We start from the raw sequence: 21,707 nt of genomic DNA on the forward strand, positions 1-21,707 counted from the left end.
CCGAAGTGTTGGACTGGTTTTTTGGTCATGAAATGAGGGCCGGATAGGGAGAACCCTTGTAGAACAGAAAGAGTTCATGGAGCGCTCGGGTAGCCGCCACATACAAGAATCTCTGTGCCAGATCATCCTCACTCTCATATTGAGAGGACGAAGCGTCAACAACGACCACCGCATCGAATTCCAGCCCTTTGGCCAGATAGGTTGGAATCCATACCATACCACCTTCATACGTTGCCGACGGATCCGATATCACTTCTCCTCTGGCGTTCGGGGGCATTATTTCCCTGAGACGCACTAAGGTATCCAAATGGCGGGCGATGATAGCAATATTCACTCTCTTGCGCTCTATCCATTTGTCTTTCAAGGAAAAAATAGCTTCTGCAATGCCCGCATCATCTGTAAATCTACGGATGACGGGTTCTTCCCCATTTCTCAAAACTGGCAGTGAGGTCGTGTACCGCCCCCTGCTCCAAGGCTCTATAATGCGATTGGCCAACCGGGTAATTGGAATCGTAGAGCGGTAGCTCGTACTTAATTCATAATACTCCGGCTTGATTTGCAGCTTCAATTCGTCCCACCGCTCTATGCCCCGGAAGGAAAATATGCTTTGCCCCAAATCCCCCAGCAGCATCAATGAACCCTCTTCCGCCGTTTCCTCCACACACCGGATCTGCATAGCACTGAAATCTTGAGCTTCATCCACAATAACATATTGGTATTTAGCCGGATCGCCATACAGCACTTTATGAATCTGCAGCAGCACGGCAAGATCGTCAAACTCGACTTCCCGTTTTCCCGCCATTTCTTCGGCTCTGAGGGTAAAGAATGAGGCCTCCTCCCCGTTCAATTGAAACAATTGGGCCAAGTCATATGCCGCATCCGGTCCGGACAAAATGTCGCAATAAACGTCATATGCCGTTACCGCTCTCCACAATGTCTTGAACTCGGACAGCGCCTCCGTGAACGATTGGTCCCTTGCCGCATGCTCGCCGGTTTCTTCTTCTAACGCTTTCATGAATGAGTCGTAGCGATTCTCAATACGCCTTATGATTTGTTCTCGTCTTTTGGCGTAAGGGGAATACCGGTAATCCTCTTGAAACCACTTGGACATCTCCGTCTGAGGGATTCGGAATGTTCCGAACGAGGTATGGGCCTCGAAGGTGCAAGGCGGCCGGAACTTACGGTCTATCCAGGATTTCAGCCCAGCAAGGACCCACCCGCCGTATTCAAATGATCCCTTCAGCTTGGCTATCCGCTCCAGCCGTTGATTATCGGACCTATTCGTCGGATGTATCGAGTCATAGAAGCTTCGATACTGTATGGGATGCCCCTTAAGCTTCAATAAGTCTAGTGCCCATTCCTCGAAAGTCGTTTGCTGAACATCCGTTACGCCGAGGTCAGGTAAAACGTTTTGAATATATTGCAGAAACATTTTGTTAGGCCCAAAAATGATAACCCTTTGCGGGGTCATATGAGGATGCATTCGCAGCAGATAGGCCAGGCGGTGTATGGCGATAGTCGTTTTGCCGCTGCCTGCCGAGCCTTGAATGATGAGAGGGACTTTTTTGTCGGCCCGAATGATTTCATTTTGCTCCGGCTGAATCGTTTCAACAATATCCTTTAAGGAGTCACCCGTATTTTGCTGCAGCCTCTCATAGAGAATAGGGTCAAAATAGTCTTGCTTCTGATGTTCTACCCAATTGCTGTCATGAATTCGAACGAGCGTACCGCTATGAATGGTCATTTGCCTTATGAGAGTGACAACACCGGTTCCAAGCGAACAAGTCACGGGACCCAGCTCTTTTTTATAAAATACATTGGCTGCGGGCGCCTCCCAATTCGTTACATAGCTCTCGATCCCCATGCGGCCGATGTAGATTTTGGAGCCCTGCCCTGCATCCGAATGAAAGTCATACCGTCCAAAAAACGGACTGTCATAGGCCTCTTCCAGCCTCTTGATCGTTCCTGCATACCGATTGCGCAATATGGATTCTGCGTAGGCGTCCCCTGCACCAAACCCATTGTGAGAAGATCGTTTATGAGATTGAATGACTTGGGCAATAGTGGATTGGGTCTTTTTCAAATAGGCATTTTCCTCTTCATATGCCGGATGGACCGCCGAGGAACGGCTGGTGCCGCTGCTTGCCGTGCATTTCCTATCCTCGGGAACTGGGGCTTGCACCGTGGAAAACAAGCCCAGCATCGGCTGACGCTTGCTGTCTTCCGCCATTTTTATTGCCGATATGCCCACTTCATTCGTTAAATAAGGATCAGCTCCCGCTTGTATTAAAAGCTTGGCCAAATAGACCCAACCTTTTTGAACGCAATACATCAACGGATTATAGCCGCTATCGTCAAACACGTTAGGGTCGATCCCCTCCGACAGGATCCGTTCCGACTCATTGACCTGCCCGGATTTTATAGCATCAATCAAATGCCTGGAACGAAGGTGCTTTGCCCTTTCTAGATCAGCTTTTATGCTTTCTTTTGAACGCACCGTATGTCCAGGAATAGAGGTGTCTGCATTAGAGCCGCGGGGTTCCTTCACTTCATTATCAACCTGACGAACGGAGGATGCTGCAGATGATACGCTTGCAGAAGGATTCGCAGGGCCATTCTTCTTTGCTTCAACCGTTTCGTGTGTGCTCCTCTCAGTCTTGGAGGCGTCGGTCTTATCGAGACCAAGCAGCTTCAATAAAAAACTCAATACTTGCTCTCTCCTTTTCTTCTCTTAGTAGAGCAGCTTAATTGTCTATGTAGCAAAAGAAAGCCTTTCTTATATTTTCGGATCAAATCTAGTTCCATTTTACTATTTTGTGTCATGTGGCAATAAAAAAAGACACTCCTAAGGGCCTGCTTCCCTTCAGAATGCCTCAGAAATGATCAATTCCGAATTTATTACCTCACATTCATTAATTCATCTAATGTGTATCTCCCTACAATCTCATAGCCTCTGCCTGTTCCTAACGGTTTTATGATCACAGTCCCCAAGTTGGGGATATCCCCCAACCCGACACCTTGAGGGAAGCTGTGGGAAACAATGACCTGATTGGCCCCGGCAGCGGGTTGTTTCTCTAACACCGCCGCCGTTTCATTCAAGATACGGTCTTGTTCCGCGAGGCTCAGATGTCCGCCCAGATTGTAAATGTTAATCCAGAAGGGGTCGACTCGAACAGGGTCAGTGCCAAAGGCCAGCTGCGCCGTCTCTCTGGTCCGGCAAAACGGACTCGCCAGTACAGGGTACTGCACAGGTATCCTTAAACGGCGAATCGTGTTCCCGAAATCAACAGCCTGCCGCTTCCCTGTCTCCGATAAATTCCTTTGGGTGGAGCAGTCACTGAACGCAAGCCCTGGCTGATCTTGTCCGACATTCGCTTCTCCGTGCCGGACATACAATATGTACCCGCCTTGACGGAGCGAGTTCAGCAAGTCCGGACCGATCGGTGCTGCTTTGGCTGCATTTTCTATCGACAGGCCCATTAATAACGGAAACAGCAGAAGGAGGGCCAGCAGCCCTTTGCAAACGATCTTTTTCATAGTGGGGGTCACTTCTTTCAAATAGTGTGGGTGTCTCCCCTGTAGTTTGCCTCCAACTGGTAAAAATTAAAAACGGATAAGGACCGCTTATGGTCCATTATCCGTTATACGAATCTATCCTATGAAGTTCAGCAGCACGCCGCCCGCGGCACCGGCCAGTACGATAACCCATGGAGGCAGCTTCCAAAAGACCAGCAGGATGAATAAAACAACAGCCAAGGCAAAATCCATCGGCTTGATAATGGCAGAAGTCCATAGCGGATTGTATAAAGCGGCTAATAACAGCCCCACTACAGCCGCATTAATGCCTGCCAAAGCACCTTGAACCCCTGGATGGCTTCTTAGCCCGTTCCAAAACGGAAGCGCCCCGACAACGAGCAAAAATGCCGGAAGGAAAATGGCGATAGTAGCCACGATTGCTCCAGATAAACCTCCTGCCATTGCCCCCAGATAGGCTCCAAAGGTGAACAACGGTCCGGGCACCGCTTGCGCGGCTCCGTAGCCTGCAAGGAAATCATGCTCGCTAACCCACCCCATAGGAACAACCTCCCGTTCCAGCAGGGGTAAGACGACATGGCCTCCGCCAAATACCAGCGAGCCCGAGCGGTAGAAGCTGTCGAACAGGGCGACCCATTCCAGGCTTCCCCACGGTCTGACAAGAGGCAGCACCACCAGAAGAATGAAAAACAAGCTTAGACAGACCACCGCCAGAGATCGGCTAATCGTAATAGGAAGGTGCGGTGCCGCGCTCTCCGGCTTCCTTCGATACAGCCACAAGCCTATCAGGCCGGCTGCCGTAAGGATAATAATTTGGCTGATGGCCGATGGCCACGCTAATGTCACGACAGCAGCTATCACCGCAATGGTGATCCGCTCCCGGTCCGGGGTAAGCTTTTGTCCCATGCCCAGAACAGCTTGGGCAACGATCGCTACGGCGACGATTTTCAAGCCGTGAATCCACCCGGCATCCCCCACGTCATAGCCTTGGAGCAGGAATGCAAACGCAGCTAGCGCTATAACCGACGGAAGGGTGAAACCCAGCCAAGCGACCAGGCCTCCAAGCAGCCCGGCTCTTATCATGCCGATGCCAATGCCAACCTGGCTGCTCGCCGGTCCGGGGAGGAATTGACACAGCGCTACCAGATCGGCATAGCTTCGTTCATCGATCCATTTTCTTCGGCTTACGTATTCGTTATGAAAATAACCGAGATGCGCAATCGGCCCCCCAAAAGAGGTGAGCCCCAATTTGGCAGATACGCCGAGTACTTCCAGCAGAGCAGCCGCCTTCCCTTTGCGCTCCCCCGCTGCGATATGCTGCTCATTCGGTTCCATAAACCCACCGGCCCCTTCTCCAATGTCCGTCAGCTTTTCTCAACGAGGCCATTATACCATATCCTGTCATGCTGATTTTTGGTTTATGAGAAAATTAATAATCATAGAAATACTCCCCTAAAGGCGGCAGGTCATTGAACCTCTCGGCCTAAAGGGGAGCATCCGGTATTACATCAGGTTGCCTCTATGTCATTCATTCTTCATTCATAAGCTGTTCGTACTGCAGCAATCGTTTCAGCATGATGGCCGCTTCCGCACGGCTGGCCTTGGCGCCAGGCACGAACGTATCGCTGGTCACACCGTTAATAATTCCCGCATTAACAGCTTGAGCCACTGCATCCTTAGCCCAGCCGCTAACCAGGCCGGAATCCGAGAACTTGGACAAGCCTTGTGGGCTTACGTCCGCCTTTTTCCCGGCTGCGCTCATGGCGCGAGTGATCATTACCGCCATTTGTTCACGCGTAATGGCAGCCTCCGGCTGGAAGGTTCCGTTCTCAAAGCCGTCCACCAAGCCGGCCTGACTAGCCGCGCCGATAGCTCCTGCAAACCAGTCGTTTGCCTTAACGTCCCGGAATTTCGTTGCAGCCGTCTCGTTCAAGCCTAGAACTCGAACCAGAAGCGCTGCGAATTCCGCACGAGTAATCTCATGCTGTGGTGCAAAGCTGCTGTCGGTCACTCCATTGACCACAAGCTTGGAGGCTAGCAGCTCCACATCGGCCTGGGCCCAGTGTCCTTTGATATCGTCAAATGTTCTGGAGTATTCGACAACCGTATAAATACTGTTGCCCGGACGTCTTATTACAGCCTTGGATGCCCCGCCTTCCGTAGTGAACAGGGCCGGTACGAAGCTGAACGTGCCTGCCGCCGGGTTGTACAGCACGGCAGTCGTTGTCTTCGAATCCGGAGCCTTAGTCAGATCTAAGGTGCGAGTGACATACAGAGCTCCAAAATCGCTGATTTGAATTGCTTTGCCGCTGTTATCCTCTGCCGTTACGGTAAAGTCCACTGCCGGTACCAAAGGATTCAGGCCCTGCTGCTTGGCCTTCGCTTCGATAGCAGATAGAGCTGCACCGCTGACCTTTTCAATCGAAATGACGATTTTGACATCCTTGGATGCCGCGCCAAGCTTGCTTGCAAGGGCATCGATATCGATGGCTTTCAATGGCAGATCATACGAAGCTCCTCCGTACTTCAAGGAAATCACCGCATTCGGTGCTTTGGAGACAAGCTCCGCTACTGAGGCGGATGGAAGCTCCAATAGGCCGACAGGCTCGTTATTTCCTTTAACTTCGATGGAGATGCGCTGCCCCGCTGCGCCTTTAAGGATTTCCAATGCTTGAGTTAATGCCGCACCCTCCAGAGTGGCTCTTGCCGCCGCTTTTCCATCTGCGGTCTTCCCACTCACTGACGGCAGGTTCAACATAAGCGAGCCGTCTTGGGCAGACTCTGTGGTTACGGGTGGCGTTGTCGTTGACGAGCCGCCTCTGCTTCCCGAACCTCCACGCGAGTAATAAGGAGTCGCGCTGACTTCTGAGGAGTTGGCGCTTTCCCCTCCTGTATTAACAGCCGAAACGACATAGTAGTAGGTCACAAAATTCGTTAAGTCGGCATCCGTGTAACTGGTTCCTGTTACATTCGTCGCAATCGTCGTATACGCGCCGCCTTTGGTCGTGCTGCGTTTCACATTGTACGAGGCTGCTCCTGTTACACTGCTCCACTGCAGGCTGACCTGGCTGACAACAGCCGTCGCGACGAGTCCTGTCGGTGCGGCTGGTGGCTCTACCGGAGTCACTGGAGCTGTCGGCGTTGCACTCACTTCCGACGAATTCGCGCTTTCTCCTCCGGCATTAACCGCACTTACTACGTAATAGTACGTCGTTCCGTTCGTCAGCTCTTTATCTGTGTAACTGGTTCCTGTTACATTCGTCGCAATCGTCGTATACACGCCGCCTTTGGTCGTGCTGCGTTTCACGTTGTAAGAGGCTGCTCCTGTTACACTGCTCCACTGCAGGCTGACCTGGCTGATCGCTGCTGTCGCGACGAGTCCTGTCGGTGAAGCCGGTGGCTCTATCGGAGTGACTGGAGCTGTCGGCGCTGCACTCACTTCCGCCGAATTCGCGCTTTCTCCCCCGGCATTAACCGCACTTACTACATAATAGTACGTCGTTCCGTTCGTCAGCTCTTTATCTGTGTAACTGGTTCCCGTTACATTCGTTGCAATCGTCGTATACACGCCGCCTTTGGTCGTGCTGCGTTTCACGTTGTACGAGGCTGCTCCTGTTACACTGCTCCACTGCAGGCTGACCTGGGCATCACCCGCTGTTGCTGTCAGATCAGCCGGTGTCCCCGGCGCTTTATCGCCTGACCGTGCATGCTCTGCTCCTGCTTGTGATTTGACAATAGCAGGCACATCCACGGTTGCGTCCATTTGATTGAACAGCGTCGGTGTCCAGTTGGCCGGACTCAATCCGCCTTTACTTTGCGCTATATTTACTTCTACTCCGTTGAGTATGGAGCCTGTATCTGTAAACTCCGTCCCGCCAGGTGATACTTGAATCAGCGAAGCGGCTGATGTCCCCTCATCCTGCACAAAATAGTTGTTTTGCGCAACGATATGCGACTCGAATCCTACGCCTATAGCGTACAGGAAAGGATAGCTCTCGTTATTAAAGGTACCTTCATAATAGTTGTTATACAGATGCACTTGCCCGAACCGCACACGCGGTGCGCGCTGCGTCACATTTTGATAAAAATTATGGTGGAACGTAATCCTCTCTTTGCCGCGATCGTCCGTATAACTGTCGCTTCCGCCAACCAGGGTGTTTTTATCATGATCATGGAAGTAGTTATAAGAGACTGTAATCAAATCGGAAGAGTTAGAAATATCCAATGCACCGTCATGCTGCTGGTATTGCCGCCCGAAATATTTGATGTTGTAATCATCGCGGTTATTTCCATCACTGAACGTATTGTGATCAATCCAAACATGCTGGGCGTTCTTCACGGTGATACTGTCAAACGCGGAGTTCCAGTTGCCTGCATCTCCATCTGTCGGGTCCCATTGAGGGAAATAGTCGAACGCGTTCTCGAATTCGATGTTGCGGATAATGACATTATCCACGTTCTGAATCATCAGGTTACCGCCTGTAATCTTGGCGTTGGAGCCCGGTAAGCCGACAATGGTCGTATTGGAGCCCACATTGATTTTGATTTTGTTCCCCTGGTTCGCTTCCGAAACGGCACGTGCCGTCTCTAATGGCCCAGATGGAACCCGGGTTCCCCAAACCGCCGGATCGTATGCTGCCAGATAAGCCTGGAGGTCGTATGCCGGGTCTTTATAATAATCCATACCTACCGGATTATCGTTGTCATCCACATTCATGTCGATGGTGCCCTTGACGTAGATGATCTTCGGCGTCGAATTCGTCGCATTCGAGCTGTTATTGCCTCCGAGTGCTTTAATGAGCTCGCTGCGTTTGGTTACGGTGAAAATATTTGCCGCAGAAGCTTTGGAGCCCCCGGTCGTTCCCGTCGTGAAGGAACCCCACCCGTCGTTGACGGCCAGCACCTGCTTTCCAATATCCGACGAAGCATCCGTATTGATCACGTTAATAGTGACCGGAACGGAAATCGTGCCAAAGTTGAAACTGAGTGTCGTCGTTCCTTCGGGCAGACTTGCCAGATAAGCCTTGTTCAACGTCACTACATTGCCGTTCACCGAATAATCGGATGCCGTTAGAGCTGCAGAGCCATTCGTAATACTCTTAAGAGCATCCCCATTGAGCTGGAGAGTCGCATGAATGTCTGCTTGATTCGCTGTATTTTTGTCAAAATTGGACGTTGTCACCGACACCGTAGGCAGGTAAGTCACATTAGGCATAATCACCGGAATGGAAGGATCCCAATCAGTAAAAATTTGCGGGATCGTCAAGCTAGCTTCCGGTCCTGTCAGCTGCGTCGAAATTTTACGGGCGGACGGGTTGGCTCCCACACCATAGCTGTTATACTCGGAAAAGTAGTTCGTAATGCAGCTTCCCGCGCAAGAAGCGCCCCACCCTTCATTTAGAAATTTCCTGGAGTCGATCAATGTGTTGATAAAGCTGACTCTCGCGTAATCCTTCCAGCCTCGCCCTAAATCGTAAGTACCGGAGGCAGAGGCATCGTCCACGATTTGTGAATTGAAGAACACATAGCCTTTATCCGTTACATTCTTTTGTGCTCCTGCGGTGATATGTCCGCCGCCGCCGGAGTTGCTGACGAGGACCATTTTTACATTATCCATGACAACCGCCGGGGCTTCGCCGAAGATAAAGTCGACATCGCCCTGAATGATGCTGTTGTGGAAATAATGACGCCCTTTACCGCTTGGATTTAGACCGTTATACAGCGTGTCCTGATAGCCCTTCAGCTTGACCGATTCCAACGAAGCCTTATCGCTGTACAAGGACAGAGCCACAGCTTGGGCGACGGCCGAGCGCGGACCCGAGCTGTTCTCGATGGTCAAGTGGGCAGCGGTAAAGTTATCTGCCGTTACCTTCACCGTTTGGCTCAAGAAGGTGTTGCCCGTATGGCCCTGCTTCCCGGTTGTCGATGAGGTTCCGGCATAATCGCCATAAACGATCACGGTTTGGTCCATGCCATCCCCTACAAGGCTTACATAGGGCCGATCTATCGTAAGCTTCTCGGTGTAGGTTCCTGCTTTAATATGAATGACGGTTCGTTCCGTATTCGTTGTAGATATCGAGTTCACAGCACTTTGAATCGTATGGAATAGTGTCGTGCCAAAATTCGCACTGCTTGTTGTGGCCGCCTGATCTACGGTAAGCACCTTTGCAGGCAGTACGGCGATTTCGTCCGTTACAGGTCCTTCTCCATCAGCATTCGAAGCGGTAATTACGTAATAGTATGTCGTGCCGTTGACTACGCTCGCATCGTTGTAGGAGGTTTGATCCGTTGTAGCAAGCGTTGTATAAGGCCCTCCGCTTGTTACTGATCTTTTCACAGTATACCCGGCCGCCCCGGCCATCTTGTCCCAGGAAAGGCTTGCACTGCCTTCGGCAGCAATCGCTCTAAGCCCTGTCGGAGCGGCAGGAGCACCGGCCTTCGCTGCATAAGGAACCGCCTTCAGCTGGTTGGAGATCATGCTCTCCTGAGCTAATTGATCGTCTGCTAGACGACTTGCAACCACAGTATAGTAATAGGTCGTGCCGTTAGTGACACCGGTGTCGGTAAAGCTGGCATCCCTCACCTCTTGGGCTACCGTTGTGTAGGGTCCTCCGTTCACGGTGCTTCTCTGAACCATGTAATAGGTTGCGTCTGTAACCGAGGTCCAGCTGAGCTCGACCTTGTTATTTCCAGGCACGGCGCTTACCAGCGTCGGTGCAGCTAAAGGTGCGGAAGGTGTAGCCTTCAGAAGCGCGGAGCTTGGACTTGAGCCGCCCATATTGGCTGCTGTAACCTGGTAGTAGTACGAGGTCCCATTCGTCAGATTTTTATCTAGATACGTCGTTCCGGCAAGCTTCTGCACTGCGGTAATGAACGGGCCGTCCGGATGAGTGCTCCGCAGAAGTGTGTAAGTGGACTGTACTGGTTTTCCTTCCTCATCTTTAACTTGGACGGAGCTCCAATTCAAAGTGATTTGACTGTCCCGAATATCGATAGGACCAAATACGGGTGCGGTATCCGGCGGCTGAACATTGTTCGGATAGCCGTGTGCCTCATTCGACGGATCGCTCTCGCCGTTCGCATTAACACCTGTAACGACATAGTAATAATCCTTCTTATTTTGAAGGCCCGTATCAGTATACATAGGGGCTGTAACCTGAGTCGCTACACGAGTGTAAGGTCCCCCGATTACGGTGCTCCGGTAGACATTATAGGAATCCACGCCGCTTGCTGCGTTCCAGTTCAGCACGACCTTCTGGTCGGCTCCTGCTGAAGTCAGATTTTGTGGGGTCACCGCCGTGTGTTTATAAACCTTCACATTGTCTACATACAGGCTTCCTGTGGAGGAACCCGCTGTTCTCGCTTGAATTTTGGCGATGTTAGTATCCTGTGTACTGAATTTGTAATTACCTCTGTACACTCCGTTGAAATAAACATCGGCCGTATTCATTCCGGTATCGGCGACAAACCTCAGCGTATACCATCTCACCGTATTGTTGGAGTTAATGGTCTCGAATGTATTCAGGTTCGTGACGCTGAAGGAAAGCACCGTTTTACCCGAGCTGTCGATAAGCTCCAAAGGATAGGAATCCCCGATGACCTTGGGTTCCATGAAGCTTAATTCTGCCGTCAGACCGTTTTTGCCGGATACCGGGGAGAAGGAATTCGTAAAGCCCCCTCTGCGGCCCGAATCGGCATTATCGTTGATCCATAATACATTGGTCGAATTGTCCTTAATCGCCGCCGATTTGTTATTGGCCGGTGCGGCTTCCGTCGGCGAGTAATATTTGTTGGTCAAATGATCGTTGTTGATGACAGTCACGTTGTTGATCTTGTCATCTGCTGCATTGGCAATGGAAACATAGCCTGCAGGAGTATCTCCCAATACGCTGGTTTCGAAATTATCATTGATGAAGTAGAGACCTGGTTTGTCCGAAACCTCGCTAGAGTTGGAGCTTTCACCGACGCCATTAACCGCGCTTATCACATAATAATAAGCAGTACCGTTAGCTAGCCCGGTGTGAGTAAAGCTGGTGCCGTTAGCTACATTCGCTACAACGGTATAGGGCCCTCCGGCCGCTGCGCTTTGCTTCACGTTATAGGACGTTGCTCCGGATACGCTGCTCCAGGAAAGAGTGACTTGCTGGTTCCCTGCGGCTGCCGCAGCATTCGCTGGTGCAGCCGGTACTGCTGCAGTTAGCGCTGCCGGCGTAAGAGCTACCTCATTGGAATAGACGCTGGCGGATACCGCGTTGGCAGCTGTGACCACGTAGTTATACGTTTGTCCATTGGTTACTGCCGTATCTGTGTAGCTGAGTCCATGAATCGGACCGCTGTTTAGCTTGCTATAGGGTCCGCCTTTAACGGTGCTCCGTCCCACATCATAGTAAACCGCGTCCGTGACCGCGTCCCAGCTGAGCGTCACTTGACGATCGCCTGCCGTACCGTTAAGGGCCGGGGCTTCCAGGGATACCGGCATGGTCGCCGTTAAGCTGGAAACTGCTGTCGTTGAAGCGGCATTATACGCATTTTGAAGCGTTATGCTGCCGAAGGATGCGGCAGCCGCTTTCCCTACAGCAAAGCCGACATACATAGATTGGTTGGATGTCACATCCGTAATATTTTTCCCGTTGATATTCGTCCAAGTGATCGTAGTCCCATCCGATGTGCCGATATCAAAATAGACATCCGCTCTGGATGAGGCGGCGTTCCATTGCTTGCGGACACGCATGTAGCTTGGAGGCGTATCGTACGTCATATCAGTCCCTGATACTTTGTATCCTGAATTGCTTGCCGAACCCCCGGTAACCGCTTTCGTTGTAACGTATGGCTGATACTTATTTCCCATGCCGTAATAGTAGCTGTACACAAATGAGCTGCCTTGATCCAATGTACTGCGAAGCAAAATCCCTGCCTGAGCTCCGCTGACATACGGATAGCTGGTCAGTTTAGCGATCAGGGTGAAGTCTCCGCTTACCGGAGTATACGCATATTGAAACTGCTCCGTAGCTGCATTCTGATTCGTAATGCCGGCAGATGAAGTACTTGTAACGGTAAGCACACCTTCCGTCTTATCATAGGTCGTGTTCCCCGTGGAACTATTGTAGCTCAAGCTGCTCCAGCCCGTAGGGAGCGGCGCCGCCTGAACGTCCGGTATTCCCAAGACCGGGATATACGACGCCAGCAATATAAAACACAGCATGATGCGCAAACAGATCATGATATTGCCTTTCTTCATGTTATTGGCGAACCTCCTTAGCCCATTTTTCTTGCTGCATACATTGACGAATAGCCTGACCTTTCACTCCTTTACCCTATCTGAATCCCGCGGCACGGCTCTCATCTCCCGCTGCTTTCCGCGTAAAGACACAGCCTTGTCCACCGCTCCCCCATTATGCCTCTCCAGGCATTCACCGGCTATAATCATCTTGTCTGAAGATGGGTGATTATTCAGATGAGCCCGAATTACACGTATATGCTGGTTTTAACCCTTTTGCAAAACAATGCTCTCGAAGGCAGATTGCCTTGCAAACGACAATCTTACTGAAACAAAATGACCCAACATAGCGAAACCGTGGCTTTGAAGTGACTCATGTACTTTGCGGGAAGCCTGGAAATTCATAAACTTTTGTCAAGAAAAAAAGCCCCTCAAAGGCTCGGCGCCTTCAAGGAGCAATCGTATTCATTTAACCTTCAGGGCTTTATGGGTTTCATTTCAGCATATTCTCTATTCAGCTCGTCGATCATTTGATCCCCGCCGCTCTGGCGCCATCTGCCGACTTCGGCAGCGAATCCGCGCTCATCGATTTTTCCCAAAATAAATTGGTAGGTCGCGTCCGAAATGATCGTCTGCAGCTCGGCTCCTTTTTCCGCCTGTGTCTGTGAGAATAAAGCAGTCGTCGGGTCATTAACCGCCATCTTGGCGTTGTCGTCAATCATGCGCTGAATCTTGTCCTGCATTTCGCTGGTTTCCTCCAGCTTCAGGTACCGGATATCGAAGGTCCGCAGCGCATTCGCGTAAGGCTCCACTTCCTGCTCCCGCAAGGCTTGTGTATCCGGGAAAATTTTGATCGTCTTCCGGTCCTCATTAAGCTTGTAGTGACGTCCCTCTATGCCGTAGGTGAGCAGATTGTTCACCTCTTCGGACAACAGGCTGTTGAAAAAGGCGAGGACCTCGCGAAGCTCCGCCTCGTTCTTGATGCTCGATTTGGGGAACAGGAACAGACCGCCGAAGCCGCTTCCTCCCCATATCCGCTCTCCTTGAGGCCCTTTGATCCGGTTCACGATATCGACCTCGGCGTCCTTAGTTACCCGTTGAATCCGGTATTGCACGGAGGAAGCCAGCACATTGCTGATCATCATCCCTGCTTCGCCCTTGATAAAGCGATCCTCCTGCTGCACCTTGCTCGTCACGGTGAAGTCGGGGTTCATCAGCTTCTCATCATACAATCTCTTCATAAATTTCATCGCCGCCGTATATTCCGGTGTCATAAAATCCGGGGTCAGCTTGCCGTCCACAAGCCCCCAGCTGTTAGGTGCGCCGAAGTAGGAAGCGATGTTTTTGAAGGCGCCATACACAAGATCATTGCGGTCGATCAAGCCATAGGTATCCTGTTTGCCGTTGCCGTCCGGATCGCGGTAAGTGAAGGCCTGAAGCACCTCATATAAGTCCTCGATGCTCCTTGGCTCCTGTAGGCCCAGCCGGTTCAGCCAATCCTTGCGGAATTGAATTCCCTGCCTCGATTGCGGCCGTTCCCAATATATACCGTAGGTTTTTCCGAAAAAAGACGCATTGCTCATAATCGTCGGATTGATATACCTGCTTATCAGCGGATAATCCTTCAAATAAGGGCCGATCTCCCAAAACTGGCCCGATCGGATTCCGTTGACGACAGAAGGCTGCTTCACGTCGACCGCCTTGATCTGCACCACCTTAGGAAGCGTTCCGGTAGCGATGGCAGCCACCATTTTGTCGGAGTAAATCGTATCCGGCACCCAGGATATCGCCAGCTTCGTATTCGTCATGGATTCAAGCCCACGAAGGATCGTATCCTGTGGAGGATCATCCTGGTTCAGTATTAGCATGAAGCTGATATCTGCATTGGCGGTTCTGTTCCCGCTTGCCTTCTGGCTATCGACCTTGGGCGATGCCTGCAATGAACAGCCCGTTGTAGAGATGGCAAGCATCAAAATCATGCCAAGCTTCCAAAAGGTTGTGCTCCCCCGTTTGTTCCACATGGCTATCCCTCCATCGATGCTGAACTACTCGCCTTGCCGTTATCCTGGCGTCCCAGTTCCCGGAATTTCCCCGGGCTGCAGCCCTCTGTTTTACGGAACGAGCGAATGAAGTTCTGAGAATTGTTGTAGCGCAGCCGCTCGGCGATTTCTTTGATCGGCATGTCGGTCTCCATAAGCCATTTGAGCGCCATTTGATGGCGGTACTGTGCCAAATAAGCGCTGAACGATACCTCCATGCTTTTACGGAAAATAGCTGCCAAATAGCTTGCATTATAGTGCAGGCGGTCCGCGCAGGTATCAATCGTAATATCTGTATCGAATTCCTCATGGACCATTTGCACCATCTGTTTGGATAAGGAAAGATGCCTTGCTTCCGTCTGTCCCTCAATTCCGTTCATGACGGGGTCGATGATGTGATCCATAAACCATGCCGCGCCGGACTCCGTTAGGTTCAAGTGAAACAATTCGTCGAACAGCGCCTGCTGCCGCTGCATCGGAATCGCTTGACCCGTTACGCCGTTGGCAAGACCGAGTGTATTCATCAGCAAGCGCACGGCATTAAACTGCATATCGTAAATATTGGGGTTATTTTGGCTAATTTCGTAAAGCAGCTGTCGTAAGAGCGTACCGGCCCGCTCCCTATCCACAAGCTTGACCGCATCAAACAGCTCCGATTGCAGCGCAAAAGGATAAGAATAATGGAGGACATGGTCTTCGCCTAAATCACCGAAGTAGCCGATGCCTTCATCGCCTAAGAATGCATGTCTCTTAGAGGCCTCAACCGCTTCTTCATAGGCCCGAGGAAGCTCCGGCAGCCGCTGGTACGGAACACTGATTCCGATATGAACCTTCAAGTCGAGCACCCGGGCCGCGGTTTGCTGTATAAGTCTCGCAGCCGCATAAGCCTCGGATATCATCGATTCCTTCGCTTCCGAGCCGCCGGTCAGAACCGTCGTTTGCGTTCTGCCCAGCACAATGGGATGCAGTCTGCGGTCTGCGGCAAGGAGCTCACCGACCATGTTATTGACGGCAAATAACAGCAAATCGATATCTTTTTCGGCAAATCGGGTATTCTCCAGACTGCCGATCTGCAGCGCGAGCACACAAAATCGTGAAAAGTTCTGCCGCATCCCAAGGCTCTCCATCCGTTCGACAATCTCGCCTTCCTTCATGCCGAACAAGAACAGCTTGACCATCAAAAACGTGCGCAGCAGCTCGGTCTGTCCCTCCAGCCTGCTCTCCAGCCGCTTTTTCGTATCGAATAAGGTCTGAACCTGCTCTCCTATTACTTGAATTTCATCCAACGGCTTCCTGGAGGGGGACATTCCCATCTGGGACATCACTTCCTTGTAAATTTGAGCGATCGGCTGGTACAACCGCTTCGTCCACAATAGAATGGCCGCAATAGACAGCAAAAGCAGGATAAGGCAAATCGATAAAGTAAACCACCCGATGTCGCGGGAGGATCGGGTTAATTGGTCGAGCGTCACGACGGATACATAGGTCCATCCGTTATAGTCCGATTTGCGGTAGGTAACGGCAAACGATTGGCGGTCCATGTTCAGGGTATACTGCCCGGTACGATCTCCCGGAAGCTGCCGGACCGATTGATGAAGCATCTCGTCCAAACCGTCCAAGGTTACGCCCTTATGGACAAACAACTGCCCATCCTGATCAAACAGCAGCACGGCCTCATGCTCCGCATTCACCGAAATCAGCTGGCTTATGCTGCAGGCCGGAATTTGAATCATAGCGGTTCCGAGGCTCCGATAAGCCGTGAGCGGGAGCTTCTTCAGCAGGCTGACATATGTCTGACAACGATTTGCAGAGGTTGGTTGGGCAACGCTTTCATTTTGACTGCCGGACGGCATATTAGCTTCCTGGGCCCCCGTTGCCGCTTTTGACTCGCCAATGGCCCAAACCGAAGGTGCAGCCGGGTCCGGCATTGCCGATGCATTTCCTTTAATCCATGCATCCAACCGATACAGACCGTCATTTTTAATAAGCCAATTGCCGGCGGTACTCCATAGTTGAATATCGTCTATCCCGGTATCGAGGCGCTGGAGGCTGCTAAGCTCAGTTTTCACCTGGGTATAGAGCTGGAATTGATCCGGGCTAAGCGGTTCATTGAGCGCGGTTTGAATAATTTTGGAGCCCAGAAAGTGGGTTGTCGCCTGATCGGCTACCTTCAAGGAGTGTTCCACGTTCATCTGCGTTTGCTGCAGACTGAGCGCCGTTTCTTTCTTCGTCTTCTCCAGCACGACGCCGGAGGATTTGGCATAGGAAAATAAACCAAGCAGCACAACAGGCAGCGTGGCGGTAATAAAGCATAACCATACCCATCTCACATAATAACGGTTCGGCTGTTTCTTCATCTCTTGTGCGTTCACCCTTGTCTTGTTCAACCGTTGGAAGCGCATTCTAACGCTTGTTGACCCTATTGTAACATAAGGCTGAAGGGCCAAGAAGAACGCATTTTGCCAAGATATAGACCAAAATGGTGGTCGAGCATATATTTTCGCGCTATACCGTGCGAGCCTTGCCCCCATCCTACATACGATAGCCTGCATGGATCGAGCAACGCACGTCTAACGATTCTCTTACCTTATGCCGATAACTTAAATAACAATAGGACAAAAGGAGGATCAATCGAATGAAAATAAGCGGATTGTCCAACAGTACAACGAAGTATGCTCAACCCGCTGCAGCTGCTAATAGTAACTCGACCCAATCGTTGATTAATGCTCTGCAAAAGCAAAAAACACAGCTTCAAGATCAGATGAAGCAAGTCCAGCAAAGCAAGATGTCCACCGAAATGAAACAAAATAAGATAAAAGAGCTTGATGACCAGATCAAGGCGCTGGATAAGCAAATCGCAGATGCAATAGCCAAAAAAAGAACGGAAGAACAGCAAAAGGCTTCCGAAGCGCAATCCAATGACCAAGACGATGAAGAGGATGTCCAGGTCTTGAACGAAAAAGTCGTGACAGGTCTCATCTCTGCGACAAACTCTATGAAGAAAGGCGACGCCGCCTTCACTGTATACAAGAAGGAAGCGGCCAAGGTCATTCATCCCGATATTAACAAAATGGAAAGAGCTTTATCCTACGCGATGCCCGAATATCAAAAAGCTTTACAGAGCAGCAAGCTGGTAGAAGAGGGATTGCAGGAAAGCAAGGCTCTGTCCTCCAAAGAGGATGAGAACGATAAACGGGTACAAGATACAGAAAAACTCTCTTCCGAGCCTGGTTTAACTCAGGAACAAGAAGCTGACGGCAGCTTTGGACTAAGCGAAGAGGAGATGCTGAAGGATCAGAAAGAGGATCAGAGAAAGCGAATCGATATTAGAATATAACCGGTTCCGCAGCAGCTAGGCTAGAAGTAAGCCTCTATTTTCCCGCGCATAGCTTCCTGATGTTCAGCAAACTGCTGGTGCCTATGCCCGTTGGCACCTGAAGGATGCGGGAATCCCCATAAGCATTGCACTCCCTTCAGCTTCCCTTCGTTCACGAGGAGCTGCAGCACCTCCTCTACCCGTTTGCCCAATGGGATTACGAGCGCACGATTCATGATGTCCATCTCCTCCCGTATTGAGGATAGCGCGTGATTTCTAAGAAATTCATTGGACATCAGTTCAGGGCGCGTGCCGCTATAATTATTCTTATCTGTGAAAACCGGATAGCGCAGCAAAGCAGTAGAATGAAGCAGCTCCTGATGCTCTTGGAACAAGGATTCGCAAGAGGGGATTTGCAAATGATGATGCAGCTCAAGAGCATCCAGCATACGGATGAGCTCACTTCGCATAGTGCCCGCGAACCTTGCGGCATCCTTCGCTCTCTTGCATATTTCTGCATCCGGCAGCCCTTCCTCCAAGCCGATTCTAGCCTCTTGAATAGCGATTCGCATTTGTGCCCAGCCAGGCGTTAGCCCGACAATGGCCACTGCGGCCGAAGGAGTCCTGTATTCATTATGAGGTGCATAGTACATTTCCAGCTTCCCATCCCGGTCTACTAGAAATTCCTCTGTCAGAAGCTCCCCTTTGGTAAGTACCGTGTCCTTGGGAAGAGATAATATCGCTTGTTTGTAACGCTGCAGTTGAGTTGGAAAAGGCATGGGGTTTTCCTCGTTTAGTTGTATATTTTGTACCATAAGATAGATTGTCTTTTGCAAGGTTCTTCTTCAGGCATGCTTCAAGCTATATAGGCTTCTCGACAAACAAGATGGACCAGCTCATGCTAATCCATCTTGAGTATCTCCGATTCATAGGCTTGGAATGCGTTCTCCATGCCCATAATGACATCTTTAATTTTCATATAGCCTTTGGTATACGGCTCCGAGTCCCGAATTTCTTCCCACATATAGTGATATTGGGCCATATCGTCCGTTTCGCAGATAACGAAATCCGTATAATCTTTTCCCGGCAGCGCCTCCGCGTCGCAAAAACGAACCTTAACGTGAGCGCTGTAGGTCTGAATAATTTCCTGCAGCTTCCCGGCATGGCTTCTGCGCTCCTCCCGGGGCAAAGCCAGCCACGAAGGGTAAAATTCCAGCAAAACAATCAACACATATCTCATATCCGCATCCCTCTTTGCTACTGTAGATTGATACCCTTATTGTAACCCGCTCCCGCCATGGTCCGCATTAACATAGGTTAATGGGGCTCGTTGTGAAGCAAGCGGCTTAGCGAGACGGGAGATATGCCAATGTACGAGGCGATATGATACTGCGCAATCCGCTTTTCCAAGCCGGGATACTTGAGAAGAAACGCATCATAGCGTTCCTTTGCAGACAAATATAATAATTGGCGTTCGCGCTCTTCCTTCCGGATGTACAGCCTCTCTACACTCTTTCGCACGAACCGTTCCCACCTATGGCTAGTATCCATAAGCTCATTCATCACATCATACGATATTTCAATGACAACCGAATCCTCCATAGCCTCGATTGTATAAGGCGACGGTTCACCTGTTACCATAGCCGCGTAGGAGGTCGCATAGTCCTGCTCCAGCGTAAAAGCGACATTATATTCCCTTCCATCAGCCAAAGTGTAAAATAACCGGAACAAGCCTTCCGAGCAAAAATACGCATGCTGTACATGCTGTCCGGACTCTATAAGACGGACTCCTTGCTTCACATGTCGCACCCTTGTCCGTTCAACGAATAGCCTCCATTCTTCCTCAGAGATCGCTGCCTGCCGGACCCGGTTTTCCAGTGCACGATAATATGAGTACATAGGCTCCTCCTCCATCATGATGCGTATATCCCTACCAGCTTACTTCAAAACCGGCGGCGCGTCATTAGGGCGACGAAAAAGCACCTCCAGCAACGGCTGTGTGTCATCCAAAGGATACACCAGCCCTGGAAGATGCTTTATGCGTAAGCATTTCTTGAACTATATGGGGGTTACGCGGGTCCAGCTTTAAGCGATAGGATTCGCTCGGTTTCACTTGGTAAGAGGTCTGAGGCTCTTCCTCCGGCCTCAGCTTACTGTTCGGCTTGTGCAGAAGGAACTGGCCGCGGTTCAGCACCTTCTGTACTCGGCACAGCCGATGGTTGACGGTTGGACGTATCATTGGAAGCTGCTGGCGCCGGGCTTACTGCCGCCGGCTTTCTTGATGCGTCACTCGGCTCTCCTACCTGCACTCTCACAGCAGGTGCCGGCTGCGGCTTATCATTAGAAGATGATGGCACTCCTCCCGATGGGGATGACGCTTTGGAAGCATTATCGAAAGGAACCTGCTTCGGTTCGGAAGGTTCCTGCTGCTTCGATGTGCCTTCCGGAGTGGTCGATGGCTGCTCTGCAGAAGTTTGCTGCTTTGTTGTATCATCCGCTGTCTGCGACTTTTGCACGTCCGAGCCGGACTCCGTCGGTGTTTTTTCAGAGATGGAGACCGGCGAATTCACAGTCTGCGCAGCCCCCGAATTGACCTTGGGATTGGTTAAGGTGCATCCGCTTATAAAGACCACAGTCGCAATGCCAAGGAATGACCAGCGGTATGAATTCGATTTAAAGTTCTTGATCATTATGATTCTCCTCTGCAATTGAGTTTTATTTCCCATAAGATGGACATTTCCAGCTACTCGGACAGGCTGAGATAAGCTCTCCAGCAATTGGATAAGTGTATACCCATAGTTCTGACGCTCATCCGGAGCGAGGAAGCTAAGCGCAAGAGCATCGCTGGCAATTTCCTGGTCCTCTCTCATTCGGCGGTAGGCGTACCACAGAACCGGATTAAACCAGTGAAGGATCAGCAAAGCATGCATGATCCCGTTGACTCTGATGTCGTTTCGTTTGCTGTGTGCCAGCTCATGCAGGAATACATGCCTCAGTTGATCGTCAGTCAAAGTATCGGTAAGCTGCTGAGGCATAATCAATTGAGGCCGAATAAATCCGTAAAGGGTCGGCGAACCCACATGCCTGGATTCAACAAGAGCAATGGCTTGATGGACGGACATCCTTTGCTTGCATTGCCGGAATATCTCCAGCACCCTTTCATCCGTTACGGGAATCATCCCCTGCCTCATCCTCCGGGCAAATCTTCTGTTTACCTGAACGGTATATATTCCGAACAAGCCTACGCCAAGCAGCCATATCATAACTCCTATTTGCCGGTAAACCGGCGAGGACGGCGGTTCCGATGCATCCGTTCTCGACGCCGCTTCTTCCGCATTCATTGACGAATCCGAAGAAACGGAGCCTGGATAGCCGATCCAGTTATAAATACTGAATTCACTCTCCGGACCCCATGGCAATGCCAGCCGTACAATGACCAACAGCCACATCAAGTATTGCCATCTTGGCTTAAGCCGATGCCGCAGCATGCGCTGGAAGAGAATAATCAGAATTACCAGCACAACGGCCATGACAGAGACAGAGCAAATCCAATCGAAGAGATTCACCAGATAGTCTAGTAACCGATTCACATTCACCCTAC

The 21,707-nt window shown here is 50.8% G+C and carries 11 protein-coding genes and 2 pseudogenes; 1 reads left to right on the top strand and 12 read right to left on the bottom strand.

Annotated features, from left to right (window positions below; all coding sequences use genetic code 11):
- Positions 1–25: 25 nt before the first annotated feature.
- The 8 genes and pseudogenes from GGC63_RS15620 to GGC63_RS15645 form a co-directional block, all read right to left on the bottom strand.
- The gene (locus GGC63_RS15620) at positions 26–2,707 is read right to left on the bottom strand and encodes a UvrD-helicase domain-containing protein (protein ID WP_192703093.1); all 2,682 of its coding nucleotides are present in this window, start codon (positions 2,705–2,707) and stop codon (positions 26–28) included.
- Between the two features lie 191 nt (positions 2,708–2,898).
- Complete coding sequence (locus GGC63_RS15625) at positions 2,899–3,537, bottom strand: histidine phosphatase family protein (RefSeq protein WP_225948239.1); 639 nt, start codon at positions 3,535–3,537, stop codon at positions 2,899–2,901.
- Between the two features lie 114 nt (positions 3,538–3,651).
- Complete coding sequence (locus tag GGC63_RS15630) at positions 3,652–4,869, bottom strand: chromate transporter (RefSeq protein WP_192703094.1); 1,218 nt, start codon at positions 4,867–4,869, stop codon at positions 3,652–3,654.
- Positions 4,870–5,062: 193 nt separating this feature from the next.
- On the bottom strand, positions 5,063–6,292 hold the full coding sequence (locus tag GGC63_RS34465) for an S-layer homology domain-containing protein (RefSeq protein ID WP_225948259.1): 1,230 nt from the start codon (positions 6,290–6,292) through the stop codon (positions 5,063–5,065).
- A gap of 954 nt (positions 6,293–7,246) precedes the next feature.
- A pseudogene (locus GGC63_RS34470) lies at positions 7,247–8,500 on the bottom strand (pectate lyase family protein); the annotation flags it as partial.
- Between the two features lie 15 nt (positions 8,501–8,515).
- Positions 8,516–12,772: pseudogene (locus GGC63_RS35125) on the bottom strand (pectinesterase family protein); the annotation flags it as partial.
- Between the two features lie 455 nt (positions 12,773–13,227).
- Positions 13,228–14,772 (bottom strand): extracellular solute-binding protein, encoded by a 1,545-nt coding sequence (locus GGC63_RS15640; protein ID WP_192703096.1) that lies wholly within the window; start codon positions 14,770–14,772, stop codon positions 13,228–13,230.
- Positions 14,773–14,774: 2 nt separating this feature from the next.
- Complete coding sequence (locus GGC63_RS15645; RefSeq protein ID WP_192703097.1) at positions 14,775–17,147, bottom strand: helix-turn-helix domain-containing protein; 2,373 nt, start codon at positions 17,145–17,147, stop codon at positions 14,775–14,777.
- Positions 17,148–17,425: 278 nt separating this feature from the next.
- Here GGC63_RS15645 and GGC63_RS15650 point away from each other — a divergent pair, with 278 nt between their 5' ends.
- Entirely contained in the window at positions 17,426–18,127 is a 702-nt protein-coding gene (locus GGC63_RS15650; RefSeq protein ID WP_192703098.1) for a FlxA-like family protein, read from the top strand.
- Between the two features lie 20 nt (positions 18,128–18,147).
- Here the strand turns inward: GGC63_RS15650 and GGC63_RS15655 are convergent, their stop codons facing one another.
- The 4 genes from GGC63_RS15655 to GGC63_RS15670 all read right to left on the bottom strand — a co-directional run bounded on the left by GGC63_RS15655 (position 18,148) and on the right by GGC63_RS15670 (position 21,696).
- Positions 18,148–18,885 (bottom strand): hypothetical protein, encoded by a 738-nt coding sequence (locus GGC63_RS15655; RefSeq protein ID WP_192703099.1) that lies wholly within the window; start codon positions 18,883–18,885, stop codon positions 18,148–18,150.
- 122 nt (positions 18,886–19,007) lie between these two features.
- A complete protein-coding gene (locus tag GGC63_RS15660; RefSeq protein WP_079911290.1) occupies positions 19,008–19,346 on the bottom strand; it encodes a darcynin family protein in 339 nt (112 codons plus the stop codon).
- 77 nt (positions 19,347–19,423) lie between these two features.
- Entirely contained in the window at positions 19,424–20,005 is a 582-nt protein-coding gene (locus tag GGC63_RS15665) for a Crp/Fnr family transcriptional regulator (protein ID WP_192703100.1), read from the bottom strand.
- Positions 20,006–20,256: 251 nt separating this feature from the next.
- Complete coding sequence (locus GGC63_RS15670; RefSeq protein WP_192703101.1) at positions 20,257–21,696, bottom strand: M56 family metallopeptidase; 1,440 nt, start codon at positions 21,694–21,696, stop codon at positions 20,257–20,259.
- Positions 21,697–21,707 lie beyond the last annotated feature (11 nt).

The organism is Paenibacillus sp. OAS669, from assembly GCF_014873645.1.
In the GTDB taxonomy this organism is placed as follows: Bacteria; Bacillota; Bacilli; order Paenibacillales; family NBRC-103111; genus Paenibacillus_S; species Paenibacillus_S vulneris.

Coding starts and splice junctions, on each gene's coding strand:
- GGC63_RS15625 (WP_225948239.1), bottom strand. CDS start 3,537: ATGAAAAAGATCGTTTGCAAAGGGCTGCTGGCCCTCCTTCTGCTGTTT.
- GGC63_RS15630 (WP_192703094.1), bottom strand. CDS start 4,869: ATGGAACCGAATGAGCAGCATATCGCAGCGGGGGAGCGCAAAGGGAAG.
- GGC63_RS34465 (WP_225948259.1), bottom strand. CDS start 6,292: ATGTTGAACCTGCCGTCAGTGAGTGGGAAGACCGCAGATGGAAAAGCG.
- GGC63_RS15640 (WP_192703096.1), bottom strand. CDS start 14,772: ATGTGGAACAAACGGGGGAGCACAACCTTTTGGAAGCTTGGCATGATT.
- GGC63_RS15645 (WP_192703097.1), bottom strand. CDS start 17,147: ATGAAGAAACAGCCGAACCGTTATTATGTGAGATGGGTATGGTTATGC.
- GGC63_RS15650 (WP_192703098.1), top strand. CDS start 17,426: ATGAAAATAAGCGGATTGTCCAACAGTACAACGAAGTATGCTCAACCC.
- GGC63_RS15655 (WP_192703099.1), bottom strand. CDS start 18,885: ATGCCTTTTCCAACTCAACTGCAGCGTTACAAACAAGCGATATTATCT.
- GGC63_RS15660 (WP_079911290.1), bottom strand. CDS start 19,346: ATGAGATATGTGTTGATTGTTTTGCTGGAATTTTACCCTTCGTGGCTG.
- GGC63_RS15665 (WP_192703100.1), bottom strand. CDS start 20,005: ATGTACTCATATTATCGTGCACTGGAAAACCGGGTCCGGCAGGCAGCG.